The following is a 5,754-nucleotide window of genomic DNA, read 5'->3' as shown; positions in this document are numbered from 1 at the left end:
CGCGGTTTGCAGTCCGTTGGTCTGCGCTACCACGCGCAGGACATGGCGACCCGCGAGCTGGCCGCCTGGATGCAAACACAAGCTGGCGTGGCGCAGGTGTTGCACCCCGCGCTGGTGGGCTCGCCGGGCCACGAGACCTGGAAGCGCGACGCCCGCGCGGCGGCCTGTTTGTTCAGCGTGGTTTTTGATGCCGGTATTTCCCAGGCCCGCATCGACGCCTTTTGCGACGCACTGCGCCTGTTCCAGCTGGGTTGGAGCTGGGCCGGTCCCATCAGTCTGTGCGCCCCGTACGACATGGCCTCGGCGCGTACCCGGCCTTGGCCCCACGCTGGGGGTCTGGTACGCTTTGCCATCGGCCTGGAGGCGGTGGACGACCTGCGGGCCGACTTGTTACAAGCCCTGCCTGTGCTGCACGCCTGATCCCCTTTTTTTAAACCTCACCACGAAAGACTGCTTTGGCAACTCCCAACTACGGATACGAAAAACGTCAGAAAGAACTCGCCAAGAGACGCAAGAAAGAAGACAAGCTCAAAGCCAAGGCCGAACGCAAAGGCGAGCCCGGGCAAGAGGAAGAAGTTGTGAACCCCATGCTGCCGCCTTCGGTGCCAGCTGCCACGCCCGCAGACGAGGCCGAAGGCAAGCCGGACTGATTCCGTTTTCAGGCGGGCGCTGACCCGGTTTCGCTGCGGATCAGCGAAACCGCCAGTTCGGCCAACGCCTCGGGTGAGCGGTTGCGCAAAACGCAGGGAAGGGCTTGCGGGTATTGCTGGAAGTTGCGCGCGATCGACGCCGCGTACATGGGATCGTAGTGCCGGGTCAGCAGCTCCAGAACCACGGCAGGCGTCTCGCCCGAACGAACTTGTTGCGCCCACTGGGCCACGGTGTCCTTGCCACGCAGTTCGCTCAAGGCCTCCAGACGGCGGCAAAAGTGTTCGCTGTCGTCGACAAAGAACCGGTAGTCCTCCAGCAGCAAAGCCACGCGCTCGGCGTCGGCCAGTTGCAGATCCAGGCAAGGGCTGGCGCGCATGGCCTGGATCAAGGCGTCGGGCACCGCCACATTGCCCACCTTTTTGCTCTCGCTCTCTACGTACACCACCCGCGCCGGGTCCATGTGGCGCAAGCGGTCCCAAACCAGAGAGTCGAAGCGTTTCTGGCTGGGCTGCGGCAGCCCGGGAATATGGCCCAGCACCGAGCTGCGGTGGTTGGCCAGGTCTTCAAGATCCAGCACCTGGGCGCCTTGCGCCGCCAGCGCGTGCAGCAAACGCGTTTTGCCCGAACCGGTGGGGCCGCAGACGACGCGGTAGTGCAAGCCTTGCGCGAGCGCGGGCAGCGACGCCACCAAGGCGGCGCGCCAGGCCTTGTAGCCCCCTTCGATCAAGGTGACCTGAAAGCCGATGGCGCCCAGTATGGTGGCCAGTGCGCCGCTGCGGTTGCCACCACGCCAGCAATACACCAGCGGTTTCCAGCCCTTGGGTTTGTCGAGCACCTCGCGTTCGATGTGGGCCGCGATGTTGCGCGCCGACAGTGCCGCGCCGCGCTTTTTGGCTTCAAAGGCGTTGACCTGCTTGTACATCGTGCCGATGGTGATGCGCTGCTCGTTGTCCAGCGTCGGCCAGTTGGCGGCACCGGGCAGGTGGTCGAGCGCGTACTCGTCCTCGGTGCGTGCGTCGATGACGGCGTCGAAAGCGGCGAGTTGGCCTATGGCTTCGCTCGCGGGCAGGGTGTGTACGGGCATCCGGGATCAGGGGTGGGGCAGGAGCTTCTTCAGCTCGGACCACACATTGTCCCGCATGATGCTCTGTGCGCTTTCGTTGGGGTGGATGCGATCGGCCTGGAACAGCTTGGTCGGGTCGGGTAGATCGGCCACACCGGTGAGGAAAAACGGAACCAGAGCGGCTTTTTCGGCTTTGGCCACCGCCACAAAAATGTCTTTGAACTCCTGGCCGTAGCGCGCGCCGTAATTGGGCGGCATCTCCATACCCAGCAGCAGCACGCGTGCGCCGGACTCACGCGACTGGCGCGCCATGGCCGCCAGGTTCTCGCGCGTCATGCGCAAGGCCAGGCCACGCAAGGCGTCGTTGCCGCCCAGTTCCAAGACGACCACCGCCGGTTGGTGCTGTTTCAACAGGGCGGGCAGGCGCGAGCGCCCGCCCGAAGTGGTGTCTCCGCTGATGCTGGCATTGACCACCCGGGCTTGAACTTTTTCCTGGCTCAGGCGCTCTGCCATGAGTGCCGCCCAGCCGCTGCCGCGCTGGAGACCGTATTCGGCGCTGAGCGAGTCGCCCACCACCAGCACCACGGGCTGTGACGCTGTGGCGGTCTTGGTGGCGGCTTGCGCCCAAGCCGGTGTGGATGCGGCCATCGATAGCCCCGCCAGGGTGCCCACCAGCGACAGCGCGTTAAAGTGGCGTCGTTTCAAACAGAAAGTCCTTCCATGTCCAGTGTCCAGCCGCCAGCGGTCATCGCCGTGCAGCATGTGTTCAAGTCGGTGACCGATTCCACCGGTACTTTGACCATTTTGCGCGATATCGATTTTTCCCTCGCCCAAGGGGAAACGGCGGCCATCGTCGGCGCTTCGGGTTCGGGCAAGAGCACCTTGTTGTCCATCGTTGCGGGTTTGGATACGCCAACCCAGGGCACAGTTCAGATCGATGGTGTGGATTTGTTCCAGCTCAACGAAGACCAGCGTGCCGCCTTGCGCGCCGAAAAAGTGGGTTTTGTGTTCCAGAGCTTCCAGTTGCTGGGCAATCTGAGCGCGCTGGAGAACGTGATGTTGCCGCTGGAACTCGCCGGGCGGCGCGACGCGCGGGCCACCGCCACCTTGATGCTGCAGCGCGTGGGCCTGGGCGAGCGGCTGGGGCATTACCCCAAGGTGCTCTCGGGCGGCGAGCAGCAACGCGTGGCCCTGGCGCGTGCCTTTGTGGTGCAGCCCGCGGTGTTGCTGGCCGACGAACCCACGGGCAGCCTGGACTTTGCCACCGGTGAAAAAGTGATGCAGCTCATGTTCGACCTGAACCGCGAGCAGGGCACGACGCTGGTGCTGGTCACGCACGACCAGGCCATTGCGCGGCGCTGCGAGCGCCGCATCACCATCGAAGCCGGGCAGGTGGTGCCGGAGACCGTGGCGGTGGATTGAGCGCGGCGCCGCCTGCAAGGGCGGTGGAGCACGGATAATCGGGGCATGTCATCCCCCAAAGTTCTGTTCGGCTTTCACGCCGTGGGCGTGCGCCTGAAGACCGCGCCGCAATCCATCATCGAAATTTATTACGAGCCATCCCGGCGCGACGCGCGCATGCGCCAGTTCCTGGAGCGGGCCAACGAAGCCGGTGCCCGCCTGATCGAGGCCGATGGCCTGCGCCTGTCCAAGCTCGCTGGTAGCCATGGCCACCAAGGCGTGGCGGCCAGGGTGGAGGCGGTGGCACAGGTGACCTCGCTGGACGAGCTGCTGGAGCAGGTGGAAGCCGAAAACAAGGTGCCGCTGCTGCTGGTGCTGGACGGCATCACCGATCCGCACAACCTGGGCGCCTGCCTGCGCGTGGCCGATGGCGCCGGTGCGCACGCCGTGATCGCGCCCAAGGACCACGCGGCGGGCATCAACGCCACGGTGGCCAAGGTGGCCAGCGGCGCGGCCGAGACCATGCCTTATTTCATGGTGACCAATCTGGCGCGTACCCTGAACGAATTGAAAGAGCGCAACATCTGGATCACCGGCACCAGCGACGACGCGCCCAAAACCCTGTACCAGGCGGACCTGAAGGGCCCGACGGCCCTGGTGCTGGGGGCCGAAGGCGCTGGCATGCGCCAGCTCACACGAAAGACCTGCGATCAACTGGTGAGCATTCCCATGCATGGCGCGGTGGAGAGTCTGAACGTCTCGGTGGCCAGCGGCGTGTGTCTGTACGAAGCCTTGCGCCAGCGCAGCTGACGCGGTTCGAGCAACGCGTGCATCCATCACCCGACCTCGCTACCGTGCGCCAATGGCTGGCGGGGGCGCGCCAGGTGGCGGTGTTGACCGGTGCGGGCATGAGCGCGGAATCGGGCGTGCCCACGTTTCGCGACGCGCTCACCGGTTGGTGGTCGCGTTTCAAGCCCGAAGAGCTGGCGACAGAAGCCGCGTACAGAGCCCAGCCGCAAATGGTGTGGGACTGGTACCTGCACCGGCGGGAGCTGGTGTCTGCCGCATTGCCCAATGCCGGGCACCGCGCGCTGGCGGCGGTGCAGCAACGTGAGCCGCCACGCTGGACACTGGTCACGCAGAACGTGGACGACCTGCACCAACGCGCCGGCAGCCCGGGCGTGATCGCCTTGCATGGCCAACTGGCGCAAGACCGGTGGCTGGATGCCGAGCGTGCCTGTTGCGCGCAAGGACTGGATGCGACAACACTGCCACCGGCGTGCCGCCATTGCGGCAATCTGCGCCGCCCGGCGGTGGTCTGGTTCGGTGAGTCGTTGCCTGCACAAGCGCTGGCACTGGCCGAACAAGCGGTGCAGACTTGCGATGTGCTGCTGGTGGTGGGTACCTCGGGCGTGGTGTACCCAGCGGCTGGGCTGGTGTTCACGGCCCACCAGCACGGGGCCCAAGTGGTCCTGGTGAACCCGGAGCCCTCTGAACTCGATACCGTTGCCGACGCCTGCCTGCGCCAGACGGCGGCCCTTTGTTTGCCCACTTTGCTGGAGCCCTGAATGAAAAAACCTTCTTTGTCGTGCCTGTTGTTGCCGGGCGTGTTGGCCGGTGTTCTGTTGCTGGTGGGCTGTACCCAGGAGCAGCAGAACAAGATCAGCCGCGACATCCAGAACTGGACCGGCACCAACGGTGTGCTGGAAATTTACGCCGGTGACAAGGTGGTGCGCCGCTTTCTCAAGGTCGACAAGATCAGCACCGCCCTGGGCACGGGTGATGGCGTTCCGCGCGCCTACCGTTACGGCTACGGCGTGCTGGACGAAAACCTGAACATGCAGGTCGACCCGGGTGAGAAGAAGGTGTATTTCGAAATCAGCGACTACACCAACGCGGTGTTCTTCGAAAACCCGCACTGACCCAACCCGATCCGGCCCGACCGGGGCGGTGCACAGCGCTGCACCACCGTTCTGCGCCGAGGTTCAGAGAAAAATGCCGCCCGATGCTTCGATGCGCTGGGCATTGATCCAGCCATTGGCGGGCTGCAGCAGGCTGGCGATCACGCAGCCGATGTCGTCGGGCAAGCCGACGCGTCCCAGTGCCGTTTGCGCCGCGAGAAACTGGTTCATCTGGGGGTTGTCGCGCACCGCGCCACCACGAAAATCGGTTTCGACCGGGCCCGGTGCGACCACGTTGACGGCGATACCACGTGCGCCCAATTCCTTGGCCATGTAGAGGCTCAGCACTTCGACCGCGCTTTTCATGGCGGCGTAGGCCGCGTAACCGGGCACGGTGAAACGGGTCAGGCCGGTCGAGAGGTTGACGATGCGGCCACCGTCGGCGATCAGCGGGAGTAGCGCCTGGGTGAGAAACAGCGGACCCTTGAGGTGGATGTTCACCAGTTGGTCGAACTGCGCCTCGGTGGTTTCGGCCACGCTGGCTTGCAGTCCAATACCGGCGTTGTTCACCAGGTGGTCGAAGTGGCTGCGTTGCCATTGCTCGGTCAGCCGTTGGCGCACCGATTGCGCAAAGGCGGGGAAGCTGTGGCTGTTCGCCACGTCCAGCTGCAGCGCCACGGCGCTGCGGCCCAGGGCGGTGATTTCTGCCACCACAGCCTGAGCCTGCGCTTGCTGGCT

The 5,754-nt window shown here is 65.0% G+C and carries 9 protein-coding genes; 6 read left to right on the top strand and 3 right to left on the bottom strand.

Annotated features, from left to right (window positions below):
• Both ABYB95_RS15725 and ABYB95_RS15720 read left to right on the top strand, forming a co-directional pair.
• Window positions 1-420, top strand: a 420-nt coding sequence (locus tag ABYB95_RS15725) for a PLP-dependent transferase (RefSeq protein ID WP_372659508.1), incomplete at its 5' end; no start/stop codon positions are given.
• Between the two features lie 35 nt (window positions 421-455).
• A complete protein-coding gene (locus ABYB95_RS15720) occupies window positions 456-650 on the top strand; it encodes a hypothetical protein (protein ID WP_372659507.1) in 195 nt (64 codons plus the stop codon).
• An 8-nt stretch (window positions 651-658) separates the two neighbouring features.
• Here ABYB95_RS15720 and mnmH read toward each other — a convergent pair whose 3' ends face one another.
• Both mnmH and ABYB95_RS15710 read right to left on the bottom strand, forming a co-directional pair.
• Complete coding sequence (gene mnmH / locus ABYB95_RS15715; RefSeq protein ID WP_372659506.1) at window positions 659-1,735, bottom strand: tRNA 2-selenouridine(34) synthase MnmH; 1,077 nt, start codon at window positions 1,733-1,735, stop codon at window positions 659-661.
• 6 nt (window positions 1,736-1,741) lie between these two features.
• Window positions 1,742-2,362, bottom strand: coding sequence for an arylesterase (locus tag ABYB95_RS15710; protein WP_372659509.1), 621 nt, complete (start codon window positions 2,360-2,362; stop codon window positions 1,742-1,744).
• A 72-nt stretch (window positions 2,363-2,434) separates the two neighbouring features.
• Between ABYB95_RS15710 and ABYB95_RS15705 the strand changes: the two genes are divergently transcribed.
• The 4 genes from ABYB95_RS15705 to ABYB95_RS15690 are packed head-to-tail and all read left to right on the top strand — an operon-like array spanning window position 2,435 to window position 5,037.
• On the top strand, window positions 2,435-3,136 hold the full coding sequence (locus tag ABYB95_RS15705; RefSeq protein WP_372659505.1) for an ABC transporter ATP-binding protein: 702 nt from the start codon (window positions 2,435-2,437) through the stop codon (window positions 3,134-3,136).
• Between the two features lie 45 nt (window positions 3,137-3,181).
• Window positions 3,182-3,925: a 23S rRNA (guanosine(2251)-2'-O)-methyltransferase RlmB gene (rlmB, locus tag ABYB95_RS15700; RefSeq protein ID WP_372659504.1), complete on the top strand. Its 744-nt coding sequence runs from the start codon at window positions 3,182-3,184 to the stop codon at window positions 3,923-3,925.
• A gap of 17 nt (window positions 3,926-3,942) precedes the next feature.
• Window positions 3,943-4,683 carry an NAD-dependent deacetylase gene (locus ABYB95_RS15695; RefSeq protein ID WP_372659503.1) on the top strand — a complete coding sequence of 247 codons (741 nt, stop codon included), beginning with the start codon at window positions 3,943-3,945 and terminating at the stop codon, window positions 4,681-4,683.
• The gene (locus tag ABYB95_RS15690) at window positions 4,684-5,037 is read left to right on the top strand and encodes a hypothetical protein (protein ID WP_372659502.1); all 354 of its coding nucleotides are present in this window, start codon (window positions 4,684-4,686) and stop codon (window positions 5,035-5,037) included. It abuts the gene before it with no gap.
• A gap of 63 nt (window positions 5,038-5,100) precedes the next feature.
• Here ABYB95_RS15690 and ABYB95_RS15685 read toward each other — a convergent pair.
• Window positions 5,101-5,754: SDR family oxidoreductase (locus ABYB95_RS15685; protein WP_372659501.1), on the bottom strand; the 654-nt coding region annotated here is incomplete at its 5' end.

Source organism: Hydrogenophaga sp. (genome assembly GCF_041633695.1).
In the GTDB taxonomy this organism is placed as follows: Bacteria; Pseudomonadota; Gammaproteobacteria; order Burkholderiales; family Burkholderiaceae_C; genus Hydrogenophaga.
This window is presented reverse-complemented; position numbering and strand designations above follow the sequence as displayed.

What these genes read in the sequence shown, in the direction of transcription:
- ABYB95_RS15690 (WP_372659502.1), top strand. Translation starts at nt 4,684, where the DNA reads ATGAAAAAACCTTCTTTGTCGTGCCTGTTGTTGCCGGGCGTGTTGGCC.
- ABYB95_RS15710 (WP_372659509.1), bottom strand. Translation starts at nt 2,362, where the DNA reads ATGGCCGCATCCACACCGGCTTGGGCGCAAGCCGCCACCAAGACCGCC.
- rlmB (WP_372659504.1), top strand. Translation starts at nt 3,182, where the DNA reads ATGTCATCCCCCAAAGTTCTGTTCGGCTTTCACGCCGTGGGCGTGCGC.
- ABYB95_RS15705 (WP_372659505.1), top strand. Translation starts at nt 2,435, where the DNA reads ATGTCCAGTGTCCAGCCGCCAGCGGTCATCGCCGTGCAGCATGTGTTC.
- mnmH (WP_372659506.1), bottom strand. Translation starts at nt 1,735, where the DNA reads ATGCCCGTACACACCCTGCCCGCGAGCGAAGCCATAGGCCAACTCGCC.